The 25,678-nt window shown below is 48.1% G+C and carries 22 protein-coding genes and 2 pseudogenes; 11 read left to right on the forward strand and 13 right to left on the reverse strand.

Going from position 1 to position 25,678, the window contains the following annotated elements; all coding sequences use genetic code 11:
• Positions 1-665: pseudogene (locus IC229_RS31535) on the reverse strand (hypothetical protein); the annotation flags it as partial.
• Positions 666-935: 270 nt separating this feature from the next.
• Here IC229_RS31535 and proS point away from each other — a divergent pair.
• On the forward strand, positions 936-2,408 hold the full coding sequence (gene proS, locus IC229_RS31540) for a proline--tRNA ligase (protein ID WP_190892401.1): 1,473 nt from the start codon (positions 936-938) through the stop codon (positions 2,406-2,408).
• A 57-nt stretch (positions 2,409-2,465) separates the two neighbouring features.
• On the opposite strand, the gene IC229_RS31545 is transcribed toward proS, so the two are convergent.
• Together IC229_RS31545 and IC229_RS31550 are read right to left on the reverse strand one after the other, a co-directional pair.
• Positions 2,466-2,990: a hypothetical protein gene (locus IC229_RS31545; protein ID WP_190892403.1), complete on the reverse strand. Its 525-nt coding sequence runs from the start codon at positions 2,988-2,990 to the stop codon at positions 2,466-2,468.
• Positions 2,991-3,042: 52 nt separating this feature from the next.
• Positions 3,043-3,411, reverse strand: coding sequence for a PadR family transcriptional regulator (locus IC229_RS31550; RefSeq protein WP_190892405.1), 369 nt, complete (start codon positions 3,409-3,411; stop codon positions 3,043-3,045).
• A gap of 278 nt (positions 3,412-3,689) precedes the next feature.
• On the opposite strand from IC229_RS31550, the gene IC229_RS31555 reads away from it, so the two are divergent.
• A complete protein-coding gene (locus tag IC229_RS31555) occupies positions 3,690-4,142 on the forward strand; it encodes an FKBP-type peptidyl-prolyl cis-trans isomerase (RefSeq protein WP_190892407.1) in 453 nt (150 codons plus the stop codon).
• A gap of 92 nt (positions 4,143-4,234) precedes the next feature.
• Here IC229_RS31555 and IC229_RS31560 read toward each other — a convergent pair whose 3' ends face one another.
• On the reverse strand, positions 4,235-4,636 hold the full coding sequence (locus IC229_RS31560) for a hypothetical protein (protein WP_190892409.1): 402 nt from the start codon (positions 4,634-4,636) through the stop codon (positions 4,235-4,237).
• Positions 4,637-4,786: 150 nt separating this feature from the next.
• Here IC229_RS31560 and uvsE point away from each other — a divergent pair, with 150 nt between their 5' ends.
• Positions 4,787-5,707: a UV DNA damage repair endonuclease UvsE gene (gene uvsE / locus IC229_RS31565; protein WP_190892411.1), complete on the forward strand. Its 921-nt coding sequence runs from the start codon at positions 4,787-4,789 to the stop codon at positions 5,705-5,707.
• 65 nt (positions 5,708-5,772) lie between these two features.
• On the opposite strand, the gene IC229_RS31570 is transcribed toward uvsE, so the two are convergent.
• Positions 5,773-6,675 (reverse strand): TolB-like translocation protein, encoded by a 903-nt coding sequence (locus IC229_RS31570; RefSeq protein WP_190892413.1) that lies wholly within the window; start codon positions 6,673-6,675, stop codon positions 5,773-5,775.
• Between the two features lie 104 nt (positions 6,676-6,779).
• On the opposite strand from IC229_RS31570, the gene IC229_RS35830 reads away from it, so the two are divergent.
• Positions 6,780-6,911: a hypothetical protein gene (locus tag IC229_RS35830; RefSeq protein WP_262893419.1), complete on the forward strand. Its 132-nt coding sequence runs from the start codon at positions 6,780-6,782 to the stop codon at positions 6,909-6,911.
• 31 nt (positions 6,912-6,942) lie between these two features.
• On the opposite strand, the gene IC229_RS31575 is transcribed toward IC229_RS35830, so the two are convergent.
• The 4 genes from IC229_RS31575 to IC229_RS31590 form a co-directional block, all read right to left on the reverse strand.
• A complete protein-coding gene (locus IC229_RS31575) occupies positions 6,943-8,406 on the reverse strand; it encodes a hypothetical protein (protein ID WP_190892415.1) in 1,464 nt (487 codons plus the stop codon).
• Positions 8,407-8,544: 138 nt separating this feature from the next.
• Positions 8,545-9,462: a carbon-nitrogen hydrolase family protein gene (locus IC229_RS31580; RefSeq protein WP_190892417.1), complete on the reverse strand. Its 918-nt coding sequence runs from the start codon at positions 9,460-9,462 to the stop codon at positions 8,545-8,547.
• 129 nt (positions 9,463-9,591) lie between these two features.
• Entirely contained in the window at positions 9,592-9,855 is a 264-nt protein-coding gene (locus IC229_RS31585; RefSeq protein ID WP_317171674.1) for a DUF983 domain-containing protein, read from the reverse strand.
• A gap of 236 nt (positions 9,856-10,091) precedes the next feature.
• Positions 10,092-10,961, reverse strand: a complete 870-nt coding sequence (locus tag IC229_RS31590; RefSeq protein WP_190892419.1) for an AraC family transcriptional regulator — start codon at positions 10,959-10,961, stop codon at positions 10,092-10,094.
• Positions 10,962-11,336: 375 nt separating this feature from the next.
• On the opposite strand from IC229_RS31590, the gene IC229_RS31595 reads away from it, so the two are divergent.
• Positions 11,337-12,434: a fasciclin domain-containing protein gene (locus IC229_RS31595; RefSeq protein ID WP_190892421.1), complete on the forward strand. Its 1,098-nt coding sequence runs from the start codon at positions 11,337-11,339 to the stop codon at positions 12,432-12,434.
• Positions 12,435-12,527: 93 nt separating this feature from the next.
• Here IC229_RS31595 and IC229_RS31600 read toward each other — a convergent pair whose 3' ends face one another.
• The 3 genes and pseudogenes from IC229_RS31600 to IC229_RS31610 form a co-directional block, all read right to left on the reverse strand.
• The gene (locus IC229_RS31600) at positions 12,528-15,338 is read right to left on the reverse strand and encodes a hybrid sensor histidine kinase/response regulator transcription factor (protein WP_190892423.1); all 2,811 of its coding nucleotides are present in this window, start codon (positions 15,336-15,338) and stop codon (positions 12,528-12,530) included.
• 106 nt (positions 15,339-15,444) lie between these two features.
• Positions 15,445-18,117 (reverse strand): annotated as a pseudogene (locus tag IC229_RS31605) (MGH1-like glycoside hydrolase domain-containing protein).
• Positions 18,118-18,200: 83 nt separating this feature from the next.
• Positions 18,201-19,010, reverse strand: coding sequence for an SDR family oxidoreductase (locus IC229_RS31610; RefSeq protein ID WP_190892425.1), 810 nt, complete (start codon positions 19,008-19,010; stop codon positions 18,201-18,203).
• Between the two features lie 307 nt (positions 19,011-19,317).
• Between IC229_RS31610 and IC229_RS31615 the strand changes: the two genes are divergently transcribed.
• Positions 19,318-19,752: a VOC family protein gene (locus tag IC229_RS31615; protein ID WP_190892426.1), complete on the forward strand. Its 435-nt coding sequence runs from the start codon at positions 19,318-19,320 to the stop codon at positions 19,750-19,752.
• A gap of 160 nt (positions 19,753-19,912) precedes the next feature.
• On the opposite strand, the gene IC229_RS31620 is transcribed toward IC229_RS31615, so the two are convergent.
• Complete coding sequence (locus tag IC229_RS31620; protein WP_190892428.1) at positions 19,913-21,175, reverse strand: alpha-hydroxy-acid oxidizing protein; 1,263 nt, start codon at positions 21,173-21,175, stop codon at positions 19,913-19,915.
• Positions 21,176-21,298: 123 nt separating this feature from the next.
• Here IC229_RS31620 and IC229_RS31625 point away from each other — a divergent pair, with 123 nt between their 5' ends.
• From IC229_RS31625 to IC229_RS31645, 5 genes are all read left to right on the forward strand, one after another.
• Positions 21,299-22,312: a bestrophin family protein gene (locus IC229_RS31625; RefSeq protein ID WP_190892430.1), complete on the forward strand. Its 1,014-nt coding sequence runs from the start codon at positions 21,299-21,301 to the stop codon at positions 22,310-22,312.
• Between the two features lie 307 nt (positions 22,313-22,619).
• The gene (locus tag IC229_RS31630; protein ID WP_190892432.1) at positions 22,620-23,225 is read left to right on the forward strand and encodes a T9SS C-terminal target domain-containing protein; all 606 of its coding nucleotides are present in this window, start codon (positions 22,620-22,622) and stop codon (positions 23,223-23,225) included.
• 360 nt (positions 23,226-23,585) lie between these two features.
• A complete protein-coding gene (locus IC229_RS31635) occupies positions 23,586-23,996 on the forward strand; it encodes a hypothetical protein (protein WP_190892434.1) in 411 nt (136 codons plus the stop codon).
• Between the two features lie 64 nt (positions 23,997-24,060).
• The gene (locus IC229_RS31640; protein WP_190892436.1) at positions 24,061-24,552 is read left to right on the forward strand and encodes a hypothetical protein; all 492 of its coding nucleotides are present in this window, start codon (positions 24,061-24,063) and stop codon (positions 24,550-24,552) included.
• Positions 24,553-24,650: 98 nt separating this feature from the next.
• A complete protein-coding gene (locus tag IC229_RS31645; protein ID WP_190892437.1) occupies positions 24,651-25,562 on the forward strand; it encodes a winged helix-turn-helix domain-containing protein in 912 nt (303 codons plus the stop codon).
• The last annotated feature ends 116 nt before the right edge of the window (positions 25,563-25,678 follow it).

Genomic DNA, 25,678 nt, shown 5'->3' on the forward strand with positions numbered 1-25,678 from the left:
CCATAGCCGTAATAAGGCGAGTAGAAAGAGTTATATCCTCCCCAACCACCACCGTACGCATACGAACCATAGAACGGGTCATAACCGCGATAGGGCGAGTAGAAGGGGTTGTAGCCATACGCGCCACCATAGTAAGGAGAGTAGAACGGACTGCCAAAGCCAACCCCAAAACCAGGGTAGCCATAGTTGAACGCGCTCATGCCTAAACCGAGTCCCAAACCGTTATAGAAGCCCATGTTGTTGAAACCCCAGCGGTTCCAGCTATAGGCCGATGCTGTAGCGGCATTGTAGCCATTGACGAAGCCTGAATTATAGCTGTTGTCGTCACCCCAGCCTGGGTCAGGCGAGATGCCGCGTTTTAGATTACGAGCGCTCAATTCAGTGTAATACTCGTCGGTGTTCGAATTATAACTTTGCTCATCGTTATAATCCGGGTTGGTGTTACGGGAGCCTTGTTGCTGACGCTCGTACCGTTGTTGCCGACGGCTTAGCTGCGAATCGTTGTACGAATCATTGTTGTTTGCGTACACTTCCGAGTTATTGGAAATGCCATATAAATCGTCGGTCTCCGACGCGTTCTGCGCAGTCTGACGGCTGGAGGAGCAACTCCAGATACCAATCAAAGCAGCCAGCGTTACGTAGCGATATAGGGGTTGCGTTTTCATTTGGCAAGGGAATTAACGTAGTAAAAACTCATAACGAGTACTTGTCTTCTATATAACACAGGAATCCACCGTTTCATTACAAAAATAGAGTAAAAACCTATATTTGCAAGTTCTCAACCTATTAGATTCCCATTTGTTCATTAAGGTTTAATTCGATTTTAAAAATTGTTAAATTTAGATAGTCGCTAGTCATCAGTCGTTCGTCAATAGTTGTTCTTATCCCAGGACAATTGACTAACGACTGATGACTAGCAACTAATCCCCCAAAGTATGGCTAAAGCAATTCCTTCGCGCAGCGAAAACTATTCCGAGTGGTATAACGAGTTAATCAGAAAGGCCGATCTGGCCGAAAATTCAGCCGTGCGTGGGTGTATGGTCATCAAACCCTATGGTTTTTCCATTTGGGAAAAAATGCAGCGGGCACTGGATGATATGTTCAAGGAAACCGGCCACACGAATGCTTATTTCCCACTTTTTATTCCCAAATCGTTTTTAAGTAAAGAAGCGTCGCACGTAGAAGGCTTTGCCAAAGAGTGTGCTGTGGTGACGCATTACCGGCTCAAAAACGCTGAAGATGGTTCGGGCGTAATTGTCGATCCGGAAGCCAAGCTCGAAGAAGAACTTATTGTTCGGCCAACGTCGGAGACGGTTATCTGGAGTACCTACAAAAACTGGATACAGTCGTACCGCGATTTGCCATTGCTCATCAACCAGTGGGCGAACGTAGTGCGCTGGGAAATGCGGACGCGGATTTTTCTACGTACCACCGAATTCCTGTGGCAGGAGGGACATACCGCCCATGCGACTAAGGAAGAAGCGGAAGCTGAAACCCGCCAGATGCTCGATGTGTATGCACAGTTTGCCGAAGAATGGATGGCCGTCCCAGTGATCCGGGGCGCAAAAACGGCGAATGAGCGTTTCGCCGGTGCTGAAGATACACTGTGTATTGAAGCCATGATGCAGGACGGGAAAGCCCTACAGGCCGGTACGTCGCATTTTCTGGGACAGAATTTTGCCAAAGCGTTCGATGTGCAGTTTTTGACGAAACAGAATCAACTGGATTACGTCTGGGGAACGTCCTGGGGCGTATCGACTCGCCTGATGGGCGCACTCATCATGGCGCACTCCGACGACGACGGACTGGTGTTGCCACCTAAACTGGCTCCGATTCAGGTAGTTATAGTTCCCATTTATCGGAATGAAGAACAGCTTGAACAAATTACAGCCAAAGTTAAACCGTTGCTACAGGAACTGAAGAAAGCAGGTATTTCGGTGAAATTCGACGACTCCGACGCGAATAAACCGGGCTGGAAATTCGCTGAGTATGAATTGCGGGGCGTACCGGTACGTCTGGCGATGGGTGCCCGCGATCTGGAAAACGGTACGGTCGAAATTGCCCGGCGCGATTTGAAAACCAAGGAAACCGTTATGTTTGATGGCTTGCCCGAACGTATTAAAGCCCTGCTCGACGATATTCAACAATCGATTTACAACAAAGCAAAAGCGTTCCGGCAGGAAAATACGTACCGTGTCGATACGTTCGAGCAGTTTCAGGAGCAGATCGAAAAAGGCGGATTTCTGCTGGCGCACTGGGATGGTACGTCCGAAACCGAAGACGCGATCAAAGACGCTACCAAAGCCACGATACGTTGCATTCCGTTCGATCAGGAGCCCGAAGAAGGTGTCTGTATCTTCTCCGGCAAACCCTCGAAAGGACGGGTCGTTTTTGCCAGAGCCTATTAAAAATTAGTCGCTAGTCACGGCCCGGCGCAACGGCGGACCGTGACTAGCGACTCTTAACTACCTCATTGATAATTCCTGCTGGCGGATTCGTTCCATGTACCAACTGGCTGTAGCGAACGTAACGCCACATAGCCCAATCAGCCAGACAGCTCCCCACGGACTGAAATAAGACCAGGTTTTCCGGCTTAGTAAATCCATCATGGCCATAAGCATCATACATAGCCCAACAGCCATGATGAAGGCGTTACGAAGCGTGAGTCGATACGATTGACGTAGTGCGTAAGCCCCATAAGCTTTATTGCGAAACTCAAACACAATGTCGTCCAGACTGGCCTGATTGATTTGTTCAGGTGTCATGGCAAGTTCAACCTGATACGTATCGCGCAGGTGTCGAACGGCCGTTACGTTGGCCTGGTCCAAAACAGTGTTCAGAGCAGAATCGAAAGGTAAACCGATCCATATATAATATTCTACTTCGCAGGCCAGATGATCGACTAGTTCATCGACCAATACGTCGGTAGAGCCATTCTGAAGAAGATGTTTGTGCAAAATGGCGACTTGTTGCGGGCTTAGTTTTTCCATGGCGCTTTCTATTTAGTCGTGCATTTAGGTTTAGTCGTTCATTTAAGTAAGGTTAATGACCAGGATTCAGGCTGATCGGCGATTGCATTAGCAGTCGCATGTTTTCCATAAAACGTTCGAAATCAGATATTTTCTGCATAGCCGTTTCGTCGCCTTGTGGTGTGAGCGAATAATATTTACGTAATCGCCCTTCGGCTTCCTCAGTTTCGGTAATGAGCAAACCTTCCTGCTCCAACTTGTGTAAAACGGGGTATAAAGCCCCGAACGTCAGTACAATGTCGCCGTTGGTTCGTTCTTTCACGGCTTGCGTAATCTCATAGCCGTACATACGGCCCCGGTTAGGTGGCTTCTGTTCGGCCAGCAGCTTCAACACAATCGTTTTTAAGGTGCCTCGTAAAAATTCACTGCCCGATGTGTCCATAAGTTTTCCTCTGAATTAGGGTGGCTAATGTACAATAAAGATATATAAATATCCAATATATAGAAGCTGAAAACAATGATACTTTTTGTCTGGCCCTGTCTCCAGTCTGGCCCATTTGAGGTTGCGTATTTTAGGGTAACGGGCGTAGCTGGGACGTATTCCATACTAATTTTTTGTAAACTTTTGCCTGCACTAGCGAGTTGGTCAACAAGTAATGTGTAGTCGTTTGCTACAATTCTGGTAGCTTTACAGCTACGTTACATCAAAACTATACTATTATGGCACAGGCAAAATCTGGCGATACTGTTCAGGTTCATTATACCGGAACGCTAACCGACGGAACTATTTTCGATTCATCAGAAGGACGCACCCCGCTGGAATTTACAGTAGGGAGCGGACAGGTTATAAAGGGATTCGATGAAGGTGTGGCCGGGATGAATCAGGGCGAAAAGAAAACGATAAATATTCCGGTTGAGGATGCTTACGGGCCATCGAACGAAGAAATGATTTTTACGCTGAATCGCTCGGAAATTCCCGATGAGATTCCGCTCGAAGTGGGAGCCACGCTCAATATGCACGAAGATGGTAACCCGCGCCCCATCCCGGTTATTGTGCGGGATCTTACCGACACCAGCGTTACGCTCGATGCGAATCACCCACTGGCAGGCCAGGATTTAACCTTTGAGGTTGAACTCATTGGCGTTAAATCGCCGTCGGGATTGATTTCGTAGAACCGATAAAATAGGCGACAGGAAGAAGGGGTGTGAGGAGACAGGCAAACGCACGAACGTAGCGTCGCCGTCATCTCGCACCCCTTCCTGATTTATTCCGCTTTTGATTTCAGGAGTTCGTCCAGTTCCCGCAGTGTCGTCTGAAAACTACGTACGTTTGGACGTGCTACGTACGAGGCCATGGCCACAACGATGGCCCCGATATTGAGCGCAACGGGTAAATCCTGAACGTATTGAAGGCCCATTCGCGCCTTGTCGGTAGCCAGCCGGATCTGGTCTGCTACGTCGGAAGCATTCGGAAAAGCGGGCCTGACGGTACGTGTCTGGAGGTCATGCGCCCGGTTGAGCAAACTATTTTGGTAGGCATTGATGTCTAAAAGTTGTTCGTCGTCCAGCTCCTGCCAATGTTGCCCCTGAAATTCATTCAATGCACGAGCTAAATTGCGATAACCTTCTGTAATGTTGTTGATTTGCTCAAGTGTAAAATCTTCCATAGATCGTGTTGAGAACTCGTTACGTCCCTCTGCGAAAAGCCTATGACTTTCGTGCAAAAGATACAGCAAAGAGTTACAATTGTGGTTTAACTTTTGACGGAACGGTTAAACCATAAAAAAACACCCGTCGAAGAATCGAGTTACTACGTTATGATTGTAAAACCACACGCTGTTGGGTACGCCTGCATCAACCTCAGCCTACAGGAAAGTAAAATCACGACCAATCGGGGAATGATAAAAAAAACATTCACCGAAAAAGGAATTGCCTACGCGTCGGAACTGGCCCTGAAAAATGTGCAGGATTTGCTGAAAATCGTCGACTGGAATCTGGAAAATGGTTTCCGTTTGTTTCGGATTTCGTCAGACTTATTCCCATGGGCATCCGAGTATAAATTTTCGCAATTACCCGATTTTGTGGAGATCCGGGCCACGCTCGAAGAAATCGGAAGCCGACCCATCCGCCTGACTACACATCCGGGACCGTTCAACCATCTGGCGGGGCAGGGTAAAGTACTCGACAACACTATCGTCGATCTGGAGTACCAGTCAGAACTATTTGATTTGATGGGATTGGCGCCTTCTCACTGGAACAAGATCAATATTCACGCGGGTGGTACGTATGGCGATAAGAAAGCAACACTGGCCCGGTTTGCCCAGAATTTTGCCTTATTATCAGAAAATCTACGCGCTCGGTTAACCGTTGAAAACGATGATCGGCCAAGTCTGTATACGGTGTCTGATTTGACCTTCCTGTACGAAACCATCGGTACGCCGATTGTCTTCGATTATTTTCATCACGCTCTGAATCCGGGAGAACAGACCGAAGAAGAAGCCTTTCTGACTGCTTATGCTACGTGGGACGTACGACCCGTGTTTCATTATTCCGATTCCCGACAACGCTACGAAGACCCAAAAGCAAGGCGCGAAGCCCACGCCGACTGGCTCTACTCGTCGGCCAATACATATGGTAAGGAAGTTGACATCGTCTACGAATGCAAAATGAAAGAATTAGCGGTTTTGAGGCTACGAAACGGAGATTTCGCCGAAGGTGGCGTGGTTGAACAGGTGTAAAATACATCGTCCATCTACCCAAGCCGTAGCCCGAACGTAGCAGATTTTAACTTGATTACAACCCATCAACGTAGCGTATTGATCACCTCAGTTTTCACCCAAAAAATGTCTCCGCTTCGGGAAAAGAAAAGGTATTTCCCATCACTCGTTACAAAGGGGCAAAACTCATAACCTTCCGAGTTAACTACATTGCCCATATTTTTGGCTGGTTGCCATTCATCGGTTTTACTCTTGAAACTTATGTATAAATCGCCTTTACCAAACCCATCCGGGCGCTCGGCGCAGAAAATAACGTATTGCTCATCAGGTGATACAAACACATCGGCTTCATAGTGATCTGTATTAACCGTAGTTCCTAATTTCCGAGAAGGCTGAAATTTTCCCTGGACATACTTCGAAAACCGGATGTCATAATTCTTGTCAGTCGCTTGGGTGGTGCCACCATTCGATGAAAAATACATGGTGCCATCGTTGGTAAAGGACATGTAATACTCATTCTTGTCGGAATTGATGCCCGGTCCGGCACTAATCGGCATTTCAGACCAGCCGTCTTTTTGCCGCTCGATATACCAGATGTCAAAATCTTTCTTCTCTCCCTTCCCGTCGGTTGCCCGATCTGAGATAAAATACAACCGCTTTCCATCTGGCGACAAGAATGGATCATTATACTCGTATTTGGTACTACCAATGACCGTTTTGGGCGCTGTCCAGGCATTTTTTTCAAACCGTATGCAGCGAATCTGGGGCTTTTTATCAATAATAACCGCATAATAAAACTCCTTCCCGTCTCTCGAAAAGACCGACCCATATTCATAGTGATCTTTCAACGAAACCAAATCCGGGGCAAATACGCTGGGAGTTAAACCTGGCGGATTCTGATTCAGATATGAGGAATCCGTTGGTTTCTGTGCCAGTAACGAACCGGTGAAAATGAGTATCAGCGCAAATGCATTCGGTAAACAATTCATATTTAAATGATGGATTTAGGTAAAGTTGTCTTTGTTGAAGCTATAAAAGGAAATAGTAAACAAAAGTCTCGATTGAGTGAGCTTGCCGACCTAGGCGCGTCTGAATGCCAACATCTAATCGCTCCGGTGGCCTGGCCATAGATGATTTTGGTTTCTTAACCCGGCCGGGTTTATTTATCCGCTTAAAACAGCAGGTGGTTTCGACTCATCTTTCGTGCTACGTTGCTGGTTTCTAAATCCATAGAACACTTCCGAACACCTGACGAATTATTTCTTTTTCACCATTTGGTTGACGAGATGTTTTAACTCATCGATTTCGGCCTGATGCTTTTTCTCAAGTGCCTTGAGCTGTTGCTGTTGCTGCTGATTGGCTTTTTCCAGTTGAATACTATACAGCGTAAGTTCTTCGATCTTCTCCAGCAACGTAGCATTTAGTACGTTCAAATCTATTCCTTCTTTCACTACTTGTTCTGCTGGGGGTACACCCGGCAAATGACTGTACTGCTCAATATACGTAGCAACCGAGGATAACGGGCGGAGCTGGTAAGTCGGGTTAAAAACCTTATCGCTCCACTGGTTCGCATTGTCGATGCGTAGTCGCTGACGGGCCAGCACGGTTTCACCCTGTTCGTTGACGGTCAGAAATTGATCAGTGGTGCCGTTACGTAGGTTGGGGTTCAACAGATGGCTAAACTTGATCGTGCCACTGTTACGTAAGTTAATGATACCCCGCACGTCGAGCGGAAACTGGGGAGCGTTTGTGCCGATGCCGACGGCGATACTGGTATTGGTGTAGTCGCCCAGCACAATGGCGTTGTTGCGAGCCACCTGCGCATTGGCTCCGATGGCGACTGCATTTTGAAGCGCCCCACTGGTGGGCTGCGTATTATTCCCAAGCATGACGTTATCGCTGCCCGTTGTAACCGCCGTCCCTGAATTGGGGCCGATGCTGATGTTATTATTGCCAGTGGTGTTATTAAAACCAGCCTGTTGACCTAAGAAGACGTTATTCTGACCTGATGTATTCTGATTACCAGCGAGAAACCCTACAAACGTATTGTACTGCCCAACAGAATTTCTATACCCCGATGAGTACCCCAGGAAGGTATTATATTGTCCGGTTGTATTCTTATTGCCCGTAGCAAAACCCATGAAAACATTAGCGGTACCTTCTGTATTAGTGTAGCCCGCTTCGTTTCCAATAATGACATTTTCACCACCTGTTGTGTTGAGAAAGCCAGCCTGATTGCCCACAAACACGTTCTGAGTACCACCTGAATTTGTATAGCCAGCCAGATGACCAGCGAATACGTTGGCCGCTCCCCCCACATTCGCCTGACCTGCCCGAAAACCGACAAATACATTTCCACCACCAGTACTATTATTCTCTCCTGATTCATGGCCTATAAAGACGTTTTCCGTACCAATTGTGCTGTTAAAGCCCGCATATCCCCCTACATAGACATTATTACTGCCTGACGTATTCTCATTGCCCGCCTGATACCCAATCATAATGTTACTACTGCCTGATGTATTTTTAGATCCAGCAAATGGGCCGAATAAGACATTATAACCGCCCGAAATGGTTGCGTTGCCCGCAAAACTGCCAACAAGCGTATTATAAACCCCTGGTGTGCTTGAGTTGGGCGCGCGAACAACATAATTGGTTACAATCTGAGCTAATGCAGACGTACTAAATAGAATAGCGAATAGAGCGAAGAAAGCTTTCATGAGCGTATGGTTATAGAACTAATCAAAACTGCATGAAAGATAGGGCATTCAGGAAAAAAAGGTGTTGAACACCAAGTCGATACGTTAAGTTTTTAGTTATCGGTAAAGCCGTATTTATGTCACTACGCAGGTTGCTGCCTATCCATTATCCTGAACCTTACTCACATTAAAAGCGAACAGGTCCGGGCGAGTGTAGTGGCCTACTACGTCGAAGTCGAGTTTACTTTTCAGTACGTTATCCATGTCCAGTTCAGCGATCAAAATGCCTTCTTCATCCCAGAGCGGACCGGCTAAAAACTCACCTTGTGGCGAAACTATAGCACTGCCGCCGGCACTAACTACGATTTCGTCTTCGTCGAGAAACGGTTGATAATCTGCTGGATAATCGCTACGTTCAACGAATTGATTACAGCCCAGAACGTAGCAGCGCCCTTCGCAGGCAATGTGCTGTAACGTAGCAGGCCAGGTTGGACGAGCGTCGGCGGTGGGGGCGAGGTAAATGTGCGGAAATTGCTGGTAGATGCTCATGCGCGCCAGCGGCATGTAGTTTTCCCAGCAAATGAGCCCACCGATACGTCCCAGACTGGTGTCGAAAACACGTAACGAATCTTTGCCAGAACCTTCACCCCAGACGAGCCGCTCTACGCCGGTTGGCTTGATTTTCTGATGCTTACCCAAATACCCCTCCGTTGGCGATACGTAAATCAATGTACAGTACAGACTTCCGTGCAACGCATCCCGTTCGGTGACACCCACCGCCAGATACACGTTGTAATCGCGGGCAATCTGCTCAATTCGTATCAACTCAGAGCTGGGAATTTGCAGACTATTCTGCCAGTATTTCAGGTAAAGTTCACGACCGGCATCAGTACGTATTCCGACCTTGGCCCCAAACGTAAATTTTCGGGGATAACCCGGAATAAAGGACTCAGGAAACAGAATAAACTGGCAACCCTGTTCCGCCGACGTAGCGACGCAGGCTTCCAGCTTATCGAGTGTTTGCTGAATATCAAAAAATACGGGCGATGCCTGAACGACGGCGACTTTGACAAGCATAGATTTGTTTGGCTGATGGGCCTAAAGTTAACCATCTTGTCATTACTTGAATGATAAGTTTGTAGCCTGGCCGGGTTGGCGTACCAGCGGCCACATTCGGGCTACACTCGTCGCCCATACAATGACCAACTACGCCACTTTGGGGTTCGGAGCAACGAACAAGGTTAGCCAGGTTCGGCGGGCTACCCGGAAAAAGAAAGGCGTTAATAGTATCAGTGTGGGAACAAGACCAATCAGATAATAATCCAGATCAATCTGCAACCATTGCACAAAGATGAAGAATGTTAGTAGGCAGTAAATGGTATAAAACGCATAACTGACAAACATAGACGCCCAGTAAAATCCGGGTTCGGGCGTGAAGTTTTCGCCACAATGCGGGCAATGCGAATGCATTTGGTCAAAGTTTTTGCTGAAGGCACTGCTTTTAACGAAGAAGTCACCTTGATGACATCTTGGGCATTTATTGGCAACTACGCTATAAAATCGGCTATTGGTAAACATGGTCGTATACGTAGCACAGGAAAACTGATTACCCATTGAAGGCGTTGGTCAGTGCAGTTGCTACGTTACAAAAGTACATATGCCTGCGTTACTAATGATACGTCAAAGCAAGCCAGTTATGGTACAAATCAACGATGGAGCCCTAATCTTGCTCGAAATTCGGCGGGTGTCTGTCCGGTTTGCTTCCTGAAAAAACGGACAAAGTAGGAGGGGTCTTCGAACGCAAGATGAAAACCGATTTCCTTAATCGAATCTGACGTATGAGTCAGCCAGCGTTTGGCTTCAATAACGATACGTTCGTGTATCAGTTGGCTAGCCGATTTGTCAAGCACTTTTTTGCAGATGTGATTCAGGTAATTCGGGGTCAGATGCATCTGATCGGCGTAGTGCCTGACTTCCCGAAGGGTCATAAACTGTTGTTCAATCAGTTCTTCATACTGCCGAATCCGGTCGTAAAGCTGCGGATCGGAGTTGCTACGTTGTTGGGTATAGAGCCGGTTCGCCGTTTCCAGCACCAGGTGAACAAATGACAAAAACACCTCGGCCCGATTGGGGTGCTGGTGCTTATATTCGTCATATGCGTAGGAAAATAACGTTTCCAGTCGTCGTGCTTCATCTCCTGCTTCAAGTAGGGGTTGCTGTTGATTGGAATGGAAAAAAGGATACTGGTACAGCCGCTGCCCGAACCGTTCCCGGAAAAAGTTAGCTTCGAAAAATAAATTGTAGCCTTGAATATCAGGCGACAATTCCCAGCTATGCACCTGTCCGGGCGTAAGAAAATAAAGTTGATGGATACGTACCGGATACGTTTTAAAGTCAATCGTGTGCGTACCCGTACCATGCCGTATCCACATCAATAAATAAAAGGTGTGCGAATGAGGTTTATCGATTCCATGAAATTCCTGCACCAGTTTTTCCAGGCGAGTCATGTAAAAAAGAGCATGAGGCTCGTGCCGGGGAAACGCCTGTAATTTGTAGTTCGGAATCGCTGTTGACATAAAAAAAGGATCAATTATTTATAAGTAATTAAATATAAACTTATAGCTAATGTTCAACTTCATTTACTCATTTTTGATTAAGTTATTTTTAGTAAGATTTACTCTAAATAAGCTACAAATTGCCCAAAATATGATTTTTTCAAGAGGTTACATAGAGAATTGAAATTGTAGTTAAATTTATTGATTATCAGATAGTTAAAAATATTTAAAAATTAGATATATATAATTTTCTTTCATAAAAATCAATAGATTTTATAAAACATACCCGAACAAACTGCGTTTTTTATGCAGAAGTCCTATCCGTATTTCATGCAAGTGAGCCACGGTGCAGACGGAGAATTGAATGTTTACGTTCACTTAATTTACTCAACAAAAATGAACCGATTCTTTTATTCGTACTTCCGGTGGAGTACGTTCGTGCTGCTCGTTGCAGCGGCACCTTTTTTCTCAAGTTGTAAGATGGATACGCCTGACCCAACGGACACTAGTACGACGCCACCAGGTTCAGGAACGACAACCCCAGGCTCCGGAACATCAACCACTCCCGGCTCCGGAACATCGACTACTCCTGGTTCTGGAACATCAACTACACCCGGTACGGGTACATTGGTTGTTGTCAACTCTGTTGAATTTATTGGCAAAAAAAGTAATCTGAATTTCCTGGAGGCTGCTATTGCCCGCGCTGGACTTGCCAGTGAATTCAATAATAGCCTGATTACCATTTTTGCTCCGTCGGACGATGCGTTTAAAGCAGCCGGTTTTGCCAGTGAAGCAGCCATTGCAGCCGCTCCGGTAGCCGATTTGCAACGGGTACTCCGGTATCACCTGGTTGGTTCCCGTATCGACCAGTCGTCTATTCCGACGGCAGTAAATACGGAATATCAGACCGCTTTGGCCGATAACCAGGTTTCTGTGTTTAAGACGAGCCTGACGAACATTAGTGTCAATCAGGCAAAAATTGCTGAAGGAGATTTGCCTACGACAAACGGCGTTGTACACGTTATCAATCAGGTACTTATGCCGGCTACTGCCAACCTGTCTGGGGCGGTTAAGGCCAACAATAATCTGTCATTCATGACGGCGGCTATTGAACGGGCTGGGGCGAGTGTGCAGGACATTATTAACCAGAGCTCTAAAAACGGGTATACGCTGTTTGCTCCGACAAATGATGCTTTTAAAGCTGCCGGTTATGCCAGTGAAGCTGCTATCAAAGCTGCGGATTCGAAGAAAATAGCTGATTTGCTGCTCTATCACATTCTGAAATACCGTGCTTATGCGCAGACATTCCAGGATGGCGCCGACATCGTGACGGCTCAGGGTGGCAGCGTGCGGATTAATGTTAACGGTGGTAAAGTTACCGTTACGGGTAAAGGAAACGGCTCGACCGCTGCCAACGTAGTACAAACCGATCAGATTGCCTCAAATGGTATTATTCAGGTAATTGACCGCGTTCTGCTACCCGCAGCTCCCTAAGATTAGTTGAATTGATACGTAGCAAACCCCGCCGAACGTAGCAACCTGCTACGTTCGGCGGGGTTTTTATTGTAACGTGGCCGACCGTCGGCGTTACGTTCCGACTGGCGATTTGCGGTATTCAGATGGGGTTCGCCCGCTGTGTTGCTTGAAGAACGTAGTGAAATAAGCGGCTGAATTAAAGCCTGTTTCGGCAGCAATATCAGCCATGGTGCGATTGGTTTCCCGCAATAGATACTTCGCCCGTTTCAGCCGGATTTCGGTCAGGTAATCCATTATGTTCATGGAAAGCAGGGCCTGCACTTTCCGGTATAGCTGCACCCGCGACAAGCCCATTTCCCGGCTAAGTTTTTGGACGCTAAAGTTCGAATCACTCAGGTTTTGTTCGATGAGCGAGGTGAGTTCATTCAGGAATTTTTTATCCTGCCGATTGCCGGTCTGGGTCGAAAAATCAGACGTAAGTCGTTGCTGCCACTTACGGCGATTTGCCAACGTAGTACGGATGGTTTCGAGCAGGAACGTAGTATTGAATGGCTTGGTCAGGTAGGCGTCGGCACCGGCGCGGGCACCCTCAATCTGATGCTCGGATTGTCCTTTGGCCGTCAACAGAATAACGGGAATATGCGACGTACGTAGGTCCGTTTTTAACCGTTGTGTCAGTTGCAGACCATCCATTTCCAGACCAGTTTCGACAGGCAACATTACGTCGCTGATAACCAGATCGGGTATGGTTTCGAGGGCGCGTTCCCAGCCCAGCGCGCCGTTGCACTCAGCAACAATGTCGAATTCACTACCTAAACGATCGCTCAGAAACGTTCGCAAATCGTCATTGTCTTCCACAATAAGCAACGTAGCAGCCGACTTTTCAGGGGAACGTAGCGTTGATACAATTTCCGGTTGATTGTTCAGCTCAACACTACGTTGATACGTATTGCTACGTTCGTTGACGTCGGGAATTATCTGTTCAGAAGGGTTTAAGTGCTTATTACTCAGTGGGAGAAGGACCGTGAACAGGGTGCCTCGCTCGGGTGTCGACTGCACGCTGATGCTGCCCCGGTGCAGTTCCATAAATTCCTTCGACAAGGCCAGACCAAGACCTTTCGAAAGATTGAACGGGCGTGTCCCACTGAAAAACAAGTCGAAAGCGTGGGCTTGCTCGTCGGGCGTCATACCCTGACCATTGTCTTTTACCTGAATACGTATCTGCCCGTCGAGCTGGTCGAGTCGGACATGAATCAGGCCGCCTTTGGGTGTGTATTTGAACGCATTCGACAGCAGATTGAACAGAACCTTGTCGAGCTTTTCGGCGTCGAACCAAAGCGGCTGAACCGTCAAATCGGTCAAAAACTGAAGGTCGATACGTTGTTTTTCGGCCTTACGTCCAAAATCCTTCACAATGTCGCGGGTAAACGCTACTACGTCCTGTTCAGCCGCCCGAAGCTGCTGTTTACCGGCATCCGACTTTCGTAAATCCAGCATCTGATCGACGAGTCGCAGCAGCCGATACGCATTTTTCTGCACCAGTGACAAACTCGCCCGAAGTTCATAAGGACTAACCGATTTCTTACTCAGCAAATCTTCCGTTGGCGTTAAAATAAGGCTGAGGGGCGTATTGAATTCATGAGAGATGTAGGCGTAAAACCGGAGTTTGTCTTCTGTGGCCAGCCGAGCCTGTTGCGATACGTCTTCAAGCTGATTTTTTTGCTGTCGGATTGCCTCGTTCTGCTGTTCGAGCGTCTGATAAGCCACTTTTCTCGCCCGTAGCAGATAGTAGGCCCAGACGCCCAAGGCTATGGCAATCAGCAAGCTGAACAACGTAACGTAAAGCGTATTTTGCTGAAACGAATACGTTTGGGTGAGCTGCTCAATGATCTGGCTTTGTTTCTCAATATCAGCTTGTTGCGATAGTAATTTGTCGCTCTGTGCTTTCAGACCGCGAATGTTTTTCGCATCGACCTGAATGGACGTAAGGATTTGTTCTCGTTTGAACGCTTTCCCTTCCAATATCCGGGCCGCCGTTTCTATGGCTTCTTCTCCGCCAGTCGGGTATAAAAAACTGGCTTTCAGAGTGCCATCGGCCACGGCCTGCATCCCCGCGCTGGGTCCGGGAAGGGCGTCGATTCCGATAAATTCCAGCTTATCGGTCAGACCGTTACGTTTCGCTACCTCGTAGGCACCAATGGCCATTACGTCGTTGTGCGCGAAAATCAGGTTGGTGTTCTTGAATTTATCGGGACTGGTGTTCAGTACGTTACGGGCGGTATCACGTTCCCATTTTCCGTCGATTTCCGATGTTACCTGGATACCCGGATATTTTTTCAGTTCCTCCCGAAATCCCTTGTGTCGCTCCTGGGCAGGCGACGAACTACGCAGGCCCCAAATTTCCGATACGTTGCCTTTGCCGTTCAGATACTTGCCCACGAATTCAGCCGCCATCCGACCAATTTCGACGTTATCGCCACCGATATAGGCATTGTACAACTCCGAATTTACCTTTCGATCCAGCAGAATAACCGGTATACCTTTTCTGAATATGGCCTCAACGACCTTCGTAAACGGTGCACTTTCGTTCGGCGAGATGATCAGGAGATCGATGTTCTGGTTGGCCAGCGCTTCTACCTGACGAATTTGACGGGCTGTATTGTTGGCGGCATCTTCGTACAGCAGGGTATAATTGGGGTGAAATGCCAACTCCCGCTTCATGTCGTGCAGCAGTGTTTTTCGCCATTCATCGCCCCCGGTACACTGCGAAAAACCTATGCGATAGACCCGCTCCGAACCCGACGACTGACATCCGGCCACGGCGAACCATCCAACTAAAAACAGGAGGTAACAGAGCCTTTTTTTTGTCCCGGCGAATGAATGTGGACAACGTTGAATGTGCTCGTTACCAGAACTACGCATGAGGGCGAAATCAGGATTTTGGTGTTGACCAAATATAGTATTTTTTGCCCACGACGCACACAGTGGATTCACAGCGCAAACTTCCTGAATTAAAATTGTCCCAGTGTTACTGGCCGTATTTTCGGTTGATGAGTTCGGCTACCAGACCCGTCCAGCCGGTTTGGTGACTGGCACCCAGACCACGGCCATTGTCGCCGTCGAAGTATTCATAAAACAGGACGTAATCGCGGAAATGCGGGTCCTGGTATTTGGGGTGTAGTCCCATCGCCGGTCGTTTGCCGGAAGCATCCGTGGTAAACAGGCTGATGAGTCGGTCAGTCAGTTCACGTATTACGTCCTGGAGCGTTTTATGTTGCCCGCTTCCGATGGGATATTCTACCGTAAACATGTCTCCGAAATAATCATAAAATCGCTCAAGGCTTTCGATGATCAGGTAATTGGTCGGCATCCAGACGGGGCCGCGCCAGTTGCTGTTGCCGCCGAACATATTGCTGTCACTTTCGGCGGGTGTGTAGGTTAAGGTGAACGTTGTTCCGTCCAGCGTAAAGGTATACGGCTGATTCTGATAGACTTTTGATACCGCCCGGATGCCGTGTGGACTCAAAAATTCCGATTCGTCCAGCAATTTAGCCAGTAATGATCGGAGTCGAAAACCCCGAAGCAGGCTGAGGAGCCGTTTTTCATCGTGCCCTTTTTCGGTATATCGCGACACCTGATGATACAGGTCGGGACGGTGGCTCTGGAACCAGTTCATGCGCTGCCGGAAAGCGGGATTGGCTTTTAATAATTCTTCGTCCAGAATTTCGACGGCAAACATTGGAATCAGTCCAACCAGCGTTCGAACCCGCAGACGCTGGACACTGCCATCGCTCATCCGCAACTGGTCATAAAAAAAACCGTCGAATTCGTCCCAGAGACCAACGTGGTTCTCTCCCATGTTGGTAATAGCTCCGGCGATATAGAGAAAATGGTCGAAGAATTTCGTTGCCATTTCGTCGTATACGGAGTCGTGACGGGCTAGTTCCATAGCAATTCGCATCATGTTCAGGGCGTACATCGCCATCCAGCTTGTACCGTCGGCCTGCTCCAGATGGCTTCCGTTTGGAAATACGGTGTTACGATCGAAAACGCCGATATTATCCAGACCCAGAAATCCCCCCTCGAAAATGTTGTTGCCCACTTCATCCTTTCGGTTGACCCACCAGGTGAAATTGAGCATCAGTTTGTGGAAAATACCCCGTAAAAACGTTAAATCGCTAGCCTGCCGGGTTTCGGCCTCAGTTGGTTCAGTACCGCTACTCGCCCGGTTGCTATCCAACTGAAAAATGCGCCAGGCAGCCCACGCCTGTACAGGTGGATTTACGTCCGAAAAATTCCACTCGTAGGCAGGTAACTGCCCGTTCGGATGCATGAACCATTCGTTGGTGAGCAGCATGAGTTGCTGCTTGGCAAATTCGGGGTCGATAACGGCCAGCGCAACGCAGTGAAAAGCCCAGTCCCAGGCAGCATACCAGGGGTATTCCCACTTGTCGGGCATCGAAATCACCCCCGCATTAATCAATTGCAGCCAGGTACGGTTACGTCCCCACCATCGCTCTATGGGTGGGGGAGGCTGGTGAGGATCTCCAGTGAGCCAGCGCGTTACGTCGTAGTAGTAATACTGTTTGCTCCAGAGCATTCCGGCAAAAGCCTGCCGCTGAACATGTTTCTCCTCATCAGTAGCCTGGCCAGGGTGAACGATGTTGTAAAATTCGTCGGCTTCCTGTTCACGTTGCGCCCGAATCTGGTCGAAATCCGCGAACGGCTGCGTCAGGCCGGTACCGGTTGGTCCGGTGGCTTCGAGCCGGAGACGTATTGTAGTGGACGTACCGGGTGCTACGTTCAGGACGTAGTGCGCGGCTGCTTTTGTGCCAACCTGAGCCGGATTGACGGTGTCGGCTCCCCGTACTACGTAGTCATTGATACCATCTTTGGGATACCGATGGCCGGTATGAATGCTGTATAATCGTGCTACGTTCGATTCATTTTCGCAGAATAACCAATGCGGTTGACCATCCGCATGGAGAACGTAGCGTCCGAGGGCCGAGTCTTCGACAGACACCGTTCCATCGGGTTGCAAAATCAGCGAAGGACAATAGTTGGGTACGCCGTCTGTGTCGTCGCCAAACGCCTAGGTGTTTCGAAACCAGAGGGTTGGCAAGACGTGCAACGTAGCAGCTTCTGGCCCTCGGTTATGCACCGTAACGGTCATCAGGATATCCTGCGGACTCGCTTTGGCATAGTCAACGAACACATCGAAGTAGCGATCTTCATCAAAAATGCCGGTATCGAGCAATTCAAATTCAGGCTCCATCCGCGACCTGCGCTGGTTTTCGCTTAGTAACCACGCATACGGATACGCTGTCTGCGGGTATTTATAGAGCATTCGCTGATACGTATGCGTTGGCGTGTTATCGAGGTAGTAGTACAATTCCTTGACATCTTCGCCATGATTTCCTTCGTGATTGGTCAGGCCGAAATAGCGTTCTTTCAGGATCGGATCTTTACCGTTCCACAGGGCCAGTGCGAGACACAACTGTTGCTTATCGTCCGAAATTCCGGCAATGCCGTCTTCACCCCAACGGTACGTGTAACTGCGGGCCATGTCGTGGGTCGTATAATTCCACGCATCGCCGTTCGCGCTGTAATCTTCGCGCACGGTGCCCCACTGGCGATCAGAGACATAAGGCCCCCATTGCCGCCAGGCCGGTTCTTTCAGACGCTGTTGTTCGGTGGTCATATTTTTAATGAACAATGTAGAATGTATAACGAATAATGGTCTTTTGACTCATTACCCATTTTTCATTACTCATTATTCATTAATCAGCCTCCCGTCGCAAAACCTTCAAACACCGTCATGCCGCCGTCGATGAAGATGCTGGCGCCGGTGATGTAGTCAGATAGATCGGAGGCCAGGAAAACGGCGAGATTACCGATGTCCTGCGGTTGGCCGATGCGATTGTAGGGAATCAGCGTAAGCAGGCTGTTCAGGGCCTGGGGCGTTTCCCAGGCGGGTCGGTTGATGGGCGTTTGAATCGCTCCCGGACAAATGCTGTTGACCCGGATTTTGCGGTCGCCGTATTCCTGCGCCAGCGACTGCATCAGCATTTTAATACCTCCCTTCGACGTAGCGTAGTTGACATGCCCTGCCCAGGGAATCAGTTCATGTACCGAACTCATGCAGATGATTTTTCCGGTTGCTAATGATACGTCTGGTCGTAGACCACGGCGCAGAAATTCACGAATCGCTTCCCGTGCACACAAAAACTGACCTGTCAGGTTGACGTTAATGACGGTGTTCCATTGATCGAGGGTCATTTCATCGAACTTGGCATCCCGCTGAAGGCCAGCGTTGTTAATCAGAATATCGACAGTGCCGTAGGCGGCCACTACGTCGGCAAACATCCTGATGACCTGTGCTTCCTGACTAACATCGCACTGCGCTACCATGCCGATTCCACCTGCATCGGTAATTTCTTTCAATACAGCATCAGCCGCCGGTTTCGAAGACTCGACCGGATAATTCACTACTACGTTGGCACCGGCAGAGGCCAGCGATTTCGCTACACCTGCGCCAATGCCGCTGCTGGCTCCGGTAATTATGGCTGTCTGATTCTTTAAGACTTGATCCATGAATGGTGAATAAGATTATGTTAAATAATTGCTACGTCTGTCTTGTTGCTTTACTGGCTAAATAACTTTGTGTAAAGTACGATCAACAAACTATCGAGCTATTGTCTCGTGATCAATGATTTAAGTCAAGTGAATGGCAGCCCGGTCCTGACTGACAGCCCAGTTACAACAATAACTGATTGGCGATTACTCCGGTTTAGTGAAAATGGATTAAATGCGTTTAAGGTGACATATCCGATAACACCATGTCTTATATCGATATTGTGAATAAACTTACAGACCCTAAATCAAAAAACAATCAAGCACTATGACACAGACAACACTCAATCCTTACCTGTTCTTTGGTGGAAATTGCCGGGAAGCCATGGAATTTTATAAGGGTATTTTTGGCGGTGAATTGATGCTGAATACGTTCGGAGATGGCCCGCCAGACGCCCATGCCGACCCGAAGGCCAACAGCGAAGACGTGAAATCGAAAATTATGCATGCCCGCCTTTCAGGCGACATCGTATTGTTAGCCAGCGACGATCCAAATAGCAGCGGAACCGAAAATAAATCTCAATTTAGTTTATCGCTGGAAGGTTCTGACACGTCTAAATTAACAGGTTATTTTGAAGCGCTATCTCAAAATGGTCAGGTGAAGGCACCACTTCAGAAGCAATTTTGGGGTGATACGTTCGGCATGGTAGCCGACCAGTTTGGTGTTGACTGGATGATTAGTATTAACGCTGAAAAGGCCTAAAGCTGTTTGGTTGAGCAACCGGAGTGATTAATTTTTCGTCGCGTAGCGACCAAACAAATTAGCCTTGTTGTTTGGTCGCTACGCGACGGTTGATTCCATAAACACGGTAATAACCATAAACATTTGGTCGGCGACGAAAATGAAACTAAACAAAAGCTTCTTAAACAGCCCGCAAAGCGTCAGGCCGAAGCTCGGATAAACTTTTGTAACCACTCAGGCAAAGTGTTAATTCGATATCCGCCAGCAGATGACGAATGACCGTTTCAACACCCTGCTGGCCACCCAATGCCAGTCCATATACGTACGGACGCCCCAGACAAACGGCTGTAGCGCCCAGCGCCAACGCCTTTATTACGTCGGCCCCGCTCCGAATACCACTATCAATCAGAACAGGAAGCTGATTGTTCACAGCGGCTACTACGTTAGGTAGTGCCTCAATCGTGCTAAGTGCACCATCGACCTGCCGACCGCCGTGGTTTGAAACAATGATTCCATCCATGCCATAATCAACGGCTTTACGGGCATCGTCAGGGTGCAGGATTCCCTTCAACAGAATGGGTAAACGGGTTTTCTGACGTAGGAAAGATAGATCCTCCCACGTAATGGTTGGGTTGGTGTAAATGCTTGAAAAGAGTGAAACGGCTCCCATAGCCCGCCCAGAACGTAACTTGCTGAGGAACGTACCAGATGAGTATTTACGAACAGCCGCTATAAGGTTCCGTAACGTAGTGGGCGTGATGGGAGGCCGGGCCGCTGGCGGACGTAGCAGAAACTCGTCGAGTAGTTGTCCAAAAACAGGGTCGGAGGTGTACTGAGCCAGTCCTTTTCCGTGCAGAAAAGGCAAATGACCCATCGCCAGATCGCGTGCTCTCCACCCAAGCATGGTGGTGTCGAGAGTGAGAACAATGGCCTGGCAGCCACAGACTTCGGCCCGTGCTACAAAACTGCTCACCAGTTCGCGGGAGCGGCTCCAGTAAAGTTGAAAAAAACGCAACGTATCGCTCATTACTGCCGAACATGCCTCCATCGATACCGAAGCCTGATTCGAAAAAATATACGGAGTACTCGTTGCCGCAGCTGCTTTTGCCACAGCCAGATCGGCCTCCGTATGCGCCATTTCGAGTACACCAATGGGAGAGAGCAGCACAGGAGACGCTAATTTATGCCCCAATAATTCGACGCTCAAATCAACATTTTCGACGTTACGTAGCATTCGCGGTACGATTTGCCACTTATTGAAACCATGCCGATTAGCCTGCATGGTATGTTCATGGCCCGCCCCACCCACAATATAAGACGTAGCGGCAGGTGTCATACACTCAATGGCAGCCTGCTCCAGTTCATCGAAATTGGGAGGAATGGATGGCTTCTTTCCCGCAAAGCCATCCAGGTAAATTTTTCGTTGCCAATCTAGTGCCCGCATCAGCTAAAGGTTTGGTATACACGTAAATATCGCTTTTCATGGATTGCTCTCAACGGATTCACTACGTGTTTTCAGCGAATAACTATTAATTTTCGCTTAATCACTTTTTAATCCTCCATTCACATGTTTACAACCAAACGCGTTCCATTACACATCATCTTCCCGTTTGCCTGGCGCTCGGTGCTGCTTTTTCTGATTTATTCATCACTTATCTGCTTTTTATACGTAATACTTGACTGGAAGTTCCTCGCCATTCCATTCGTGCCGATTGCTACCATTGGTACGGCAGTTGCTTTCTACGTTGGTTTTAAAAACAATTCATCCTACGACCGACTTTGGGAAGCCCGTCGAATCTGGGGCAGTATCACCAACGCCAGCCGATCTTTCGCCATTATGGTGCTCGACTACGTAACGGAGCAACGTAACAGTGGGGTAGGGCTTGACCAGGACGTCCAGCAAATTCATCAGCAACTGCTGTATCGCCATCTGGCCTATATCACCGCGTTACGTGTCCAGCTTCGGCAGAAACCGGTTTGGGTACTCCATCACGATCCGGCGCACGATGTCATTGAACGTATTGAAGCTTTTCGGCAATGCAGCCTGGACCTGGAGCTGGGTCATTTTCTGCCACAGGACGAAATCGAAGCAATCATCAAACATCCCAATCCTGCTACGTATCTATTACGTCAGCAATCGGCCCAGCTTCGTCAGTTGCGCGATGACAATTTCCTGTCTGATTACTACCACGTAGAACTGGAGCGCTGGCTGGCCGAATTTTATAACCAGCAGGGCGCCTGCGAACGTATCAAATCGTTTCCGTTTCCTCGCCAGTACGCTTTTTTTAGCTACGTATTTACTTGGTTGTTCATTATCGTATTGCCCTACGGTCTGCTCAACGAGATGGCTAAGGTTGGTGGATGGCACATTTGGCTGACTGTTCCATTTTATACCATTATTGCCTGGGTGTTCAACACGATGGAAGTGGTGGGCGATACCAGCGAAAATCCCTTCGAAAATAGCATCAACGACATTCCCATGACGGCAATCTGCCGAAACATTGAGATCGACCTGCGCGATATGCTGGGCGAAACGGCTTTGCCCCAACGAATGCAGGCTGTTGATAATATTCTGATGTAGCTGAAAAAAGTTGTGACACAGAGATGCACGGAGAACCCACTCGATTTTTGACAATTGCACTATAATCATGAAAATTAGGGCTGCAAACGTATCTAGTCCTATTATTTACAAATATTAGAAAAATACAATTCATACGTCATTTATGGGGACTTGTTGTACTTTTTTTAGAATTATCCTATTTAACAAATAGCAAATTGAATTTTTAGAAGAATCTTCCTTGAAAACAGCTTCCCTACGCCTTTTGCTATTGCATTAAACCTAGTTAGTCGCCCACCTTTGTCACGGTTAATTTAAATATTTCAAGCCAATGAAACAGTTCCGTTTATCAATTGCCGTACTAGTATCAGTATGGGGTCTGGCAGGCATGGGAGGTGCCAAAGCTGACAATGGATCAGGAATGGGTGGTGTGAAAGTGCAAAAGTCCGAAGCGAAGAAAGTACGTGTATATACAAAGCCGGGAGCAGCTGTCGACGTAGCGATCATCGATACGGAAGGCACCATTCTCTATCGGGGAACCATCAGCAAGAATAATCAGAAGCCAACGTTGTTCAACCTGAACAATCTGCCCGACGGTCAATATTACCTGACGGCTGGCAACGATGCCTGGTGGATGTCGCAGAGTCTCTCGATTAAAGGAGACAATGTAAGTGTAGACGAACGTAATCTGCAACAACTGGTACAACCCACGCTGACCGCTTACGATAAAAATAAGGTTGAAGTGGTGCTTCCGTCGAAAAACGTTGCCGAAACCAACGTAGCGATTTACGATGCTCAGAACGTACTGGTGAAAACCGATTCGTTCAAAGGTGATACCCGCCGGTTCGACCTGTCGGCTCTGCCCGATGGTGCCTATACTTTCGTAGTAGGTCCTGAACAGAAGCAGTTCGTGTCGCGCATCGACATTCGTCACTAATCGCACCAAGGGGCTTGCGGCAACGTAGTAGCCCAATTCATTACACAATCACACCCATTACGTTAACCGGTCTTTTCGGACGAGTCGGTTAACCATCCAATCCAGCCCGCTACGTTGTTTGCAACGTAGTGGGCTTTTTTTATAGCATTCCCTGTAGAGACAAGGCATGCCTTGTCTCATATGCGTCAGCAATTTCAGGCGCCAACCAACACCATCCGGTCATGAGACAAGGCATGCCTTGTCTCTACCACGCCTAAAAACGCAGGTTTTACAATTCCTTTACAACCTTTTACAGAACTTTACCAACGCTTCAGAATTGTGGACATAGTTTTGCCCTGGTGTCAGCTAAAAACAAACATCATGAAAAACCTACGTCAATTACTCCTTATCCATGCATGCGCCCTCCTGTCGAACCTGTGTCTGGGCCAGCAAAACTTTACCAATTGTTCAGCCGCTTTTCTTGGCAACAAAATGGTCGTGAATGAGTATACGCCCACCGGAAAATGCAGCGTTCCGACTACGGCAATCGGTGAACTGACGGTGAATACCGTCAACCTCTCGAAAACGGAAAGCAAAGCCGTCGATCGGATTCCGTTCAGCATCGCCATTCGCGATAAGAACACAAAAACGCTGGTGATGTATGCCCGGGAAGAATTCAGGCAGATCCCGATCGAGCGAGTACTGTCCAAATGCCGGAAAGGCGATTCCATTGTGCTTATCACAGCAAATGAACAATACGCCTTGCCCCACAACGAAATTCTGGTACATTAAAGCGAAATCCTCAATTTATTGGTGAAGCGTAGTCTGCAATTCATTCGTCTAAAAACTTACCAAAATGAAGAAAATCTTGAGTTTAATCGCTGTCGCCACCTGTATGGTATGGCTTTCGGTTCGGGCAAATAATGGAAACGTAGCAACTAAAGAAGACCCTAAAAATGACCCGGAAAACAAGTCTGCATTCGCTGCCAATCCGCTGTTGCTGAATGGAAAGTCACTCAATTATGAAACTTTCTGGCTCTACAGCCAGGGCACATTGGCGGTTGTGTCGGGAAATCCCGAATCGGAGGAAGCCGTGAAAATTCCGTTTTACGTATACCTAAATCGCGAAGGGTTTCCTGTTCGGGAAGGCGCATCCAATAGCAGGCAAATCGTGTATTCGGTCGATGTGGCCAAAATCCTGGCCAGCGCCCGTCCCGGCGACGAGCTGATTATTGAGCCCGCCCGAAAAACAGACTCACAAGCGCGTCGAATTATCCGACTGAGACCGATCATCTGGCCTTTTCCACAAAACTGGCTTCCAAAGCCTGCGAAGGGCCAAGGGTGCTAGGAAGGAGTGATGAACGATGAGTAATACGTGATAACAAAGGCAAACTCATCACGTATCACTCATCGTTCATCACTCATTTTTATTAGATTTACAGGGTTATGGGGAAAATAATAGTGCTATTTGGGATAATCAGTATTGGGCTGGCGAGCGGTTTTGCTACGTATGTCGGTGGCCCAACAAATTCCTCGACCGAACAGGCGGACTTCTCCCGACGCGTCAATCTGGCACTACGTCGGACAGTTGACCACCTGCTACGTCAGGCGGGCGATGCTACGTCCCGTATCGAGCCCGTCAGTCAGCAGAATGCCAATACGTTTATTGTTCGACTGAATCGTTCGTTCGATTACGACCAACTCCCTCAAACGTTGAAGGAATCCTTTCAGCAGCACAACATTCGGGCTGACTACGACGTAGCGGTGCTGGATTGTGCCGATGGACAGATACTGTTAGGATACTCCATTCTTGACGTAGCGAAACCCAATGAAATTGCCTGTGTTGGTCGAGTGCGAAAAAAGGGTTGTTACAATCTGCAAGTTACGTTTTACCAACCTGAGCCTCAAAATACTACGTCCACAATGAGCTGGATGCTTGTCCTTGGAACGTTATTGACGGGCATGGGGTACGTCGTCTGGCAGAAAACAAGACGTAGCAGCCCACCCGCGCCAACGACTGATACGTTGCCGGCTTCCCCAGAATTGATACGTATTGGGCAATCGGCATTCGATCCTGCCACGTTGACCCTGCAATCGGGCTCTAATAGCCAGACGTTAACGTATCGGGAAGCCAAGTTGCTCCGTTTTTTTGTCAGCCAGCCCAATCAGGTTATCGAGCGGGATGCCATTCTCAAAGCCGTCTGGGAAGACGAAGGAATTATTGTCGGACGTAGCGTCGATGTATTTGTGTCGCGCTTGCGAAAACTCTTTCAGGATGACCCAACCGTTCGACTAATTGCCGTGCATGGGGTCGGGTATCGCCTTGAGATTCGGACACAGGACGTATCAGTATCTTAGAAACGTAACTACGTTGTTGCCCGGCCCGGCTATTTGCTGAATCAAATCTGTAATTCTACGTAACATTTCTAGAAGTCTCCATTTGATTTTATTTCTTAAGCTATTGTATATCAATA

Origin of the sequence: Spirosoma profusum (assembly GCF_014699005.1) — a bacterium.
Classification (GTDB): Bacteria; Bacteroidota; Bacteroidia; order Cytophagales; family Spirosomataceae; genus Spirosoma; species Spirosoma profusum.

Bases quoted from the DNA above. Each gene is read 5' to 3' on its own strand.
- IC229_RS31640 (WP_190892436.1), top strand. From the start codon at position 24,061: ATGAAGAAAATCTTGAGTTTAATCGCTGTCGCCACCTGTATGGTATGG.
- IC229_RS31630 (WP_190892432.1), top strand. From the start codon at position 22,620: ATGAAACAGTTCCGTTTATCAATTGCCGTACTAGTATCAGTATGGGGT.
- IC229_RS31600 (WP_190892423.1), bottom strand. From the start codon at position 15,338: ATGCGTAGTTCTGGTAACGAGCACATTCAACGTTGTCCACATTCATTC.
- IC229_RS31575 (WP_190892415.1), bottom strand. From the start codon at position 8,406: ATGAAAGCTTTCTTCGCTCTATTCGCTATTCTATTTAGTACGTCTGCA.
- IC229_RS35830 (WP_262893419.1), top strand. From the start codon at position 6,780: ATGCCAACATCTAATCGCTCCGGTGGCCTGGCCATAGATGATTTTGGT.
- proS (WP_190892401.1), top strand. From the start codon at position 936: ATGGCTAAAGCAATTCCTTCGCGCAGCGAAAACTATTCCGAGTGGTAT.
- IC229_RS31625 (WP_190892430.1), top strand. From the start codon at position 21,299: ATGTTTACAACCAAACGCGTTCCATTACACATCATCTTCCCGTTTGCC.
- IC229_RS31635 (WP_190892434.1), top strand. From the start codon at position 23,586: ATGAAAAACCTACGTCAATTACTCCTTATCCATGCATGCGCCCTCCTG.
- IC229_RS31570 (WP_190892413.1), bottom strand. From the start codon at position 6,675: ATGAATTGTTTACCGAATGCATTTGCGCTGATACTCATTTTCACCGGT.
- IC229_RS31610 (WP_190892425.1), bottom strand. From the start codon at position 19,010: ATGGATCAAGTCTTAAAGAATCAGACAGCCATAATTACCGGAGCCAGC.
- IC229_RS31620 (WP_190892428.1), bottom strand. From the start codon at position 21,175: ATGCGGGCACTAGATTGGCAACGAAAAATTTACCTGGATGGCTTTGCG.
- IC229_RS31580 (WP_190892417.1), bottom strand. From the start codon at position 9,462: ATGCTTGTCAAAGTCGCCGTCGTTCAGGCATCGCCCGTATTTTTTGAT.
- IC229_RS31595 (WP_190892421.1), top strand. From the start codon at position 11,337: ATGAACCGATTCTTTTATTCGTACTTCCGGTGGAGTACGTTCGTGCTG.
- IC229_RS31645 (WP_190892437.1), top strand. From the start codon at position 24,651: ATGGGGAAAATAATAGTGCTATTTGGGATAATCAGTATTGGGCTGGCG.
- IC229_RS31560 (WP_190892409.1), bottom strand. From the start codon at position 4,636: ATGGAAGATTTTACACTTGAGCAAATCAACAACATTACAGAAGGTTAT.
- IC229_RS31555 (WP_190892407.1), top strand. From the start codon at position 3,690: ATGGCACAGGCAAAATCTGGCGATACTGTTCAGGTTCATTATACCGGA.
- IC229_RS31615 (WP_190892426.1), top strand. From the start codon at position 19,318: ATGACACAGACAACACTCAATCCTTACCTGTTCTTTGGTGGAAATTGC.
- IC229_RS31550 (WP_190892405.1), bottom strand. From the start codon at position 3,411: ATGGACACATCGGGCAGTGAATTTTTACGAGGCACCTTAAAAACGATT.
- IC229_RS31590 (WP_190892419.1), bottom strand. From the start codon at position 10,961: ATGTCAACAGCGATTCCGAACTACAAATTACAGGCGTTTCCCCGGCAC.
- uvsE (WP_190892411.1), top strand. From the start codon at position 4,787: ATGATTGTAAAACCACACGCTGTTGGGTACGCCTGCATCAACCTCAGC.
- IC229_RS31585 (WP_317171674.1), bottom strand. From the start codon at position 9,855: ATGCATTCGCATTGCCCGCATTGTGGCGAAAACTTCACGCCCGAACCC.
- IC229_RS31545 (WP_190892403.1), bottom strand. From the start codon at position 2,990: ATGGAAAAACTAAGCCCGCAACAAGTCGCCATTTTGCACAAACATCTT.